General features: G+C 67.5%; 1 pseudogene. It reads left to right on the forward strand.

The features are described from left to right. A pseudogene (locus C3489_RS38970) lies at nt 1-584 on the forward strand (S1 family peptidase); the annotation flags it as partial.

Consider the following 584-nt stretch of genomic DNA (forward strand, 5'->3'; position numbering starts at 1 on the left):
ACGCCCGGGCGATCGCCGGCGGGGGCTTCGCCGACGGCGGCGAGGGACTCGTCGTGCGCTGGAGCGACGGCGAGGTCAGCCAGTACACCACCGTCGACAAGAGCGGCTTCCACGGCGAGAAGATGCTCACCGCCAAGAACCCCACCTGGCAGAACGCCAAACTCCTCACCCTCGGCCACTTCAACGGCGGCACCCAGCGCGACGACCTCCTCGTCGTCTGGACCAACGGCACCGTCTCCCTCTACCCCGACCTCGGCGCCAACGGCCTGCGCAAGGAAACCCAGATCATCAAGAACAACAAGACCTGGACCTACGCCGAACAGATCGGCACCGGCGACTTCACCGGCGCCAAGACCTCCGACCTCACCGTCCGCTGGATCGACGGCGAAACCACCATCTACCCCGGCGTCGACCTCAAGGGCCTGCACGGCGAGAAGACCATCCGCCCCGCCAAGTCCCCCTGGACCAACGCCACCGTCCTCACCACCGGCGCCTTCACCGACAACAAGGCCAACGACATCCTCGTCCGCTGGAACGACGGCCACCTCACCCTCCACCCCGACGTCGACACCGCCGGACTGCAC

The organism is Streptomyces sp. Ru71 (assembly GCF_002920535.1).
Classification (GTDB): domain Bacteria; phylum Actinomycetota; class Actinomycetes; order Streptomycetales; family Streptomycetaceae; genus Streptomyces.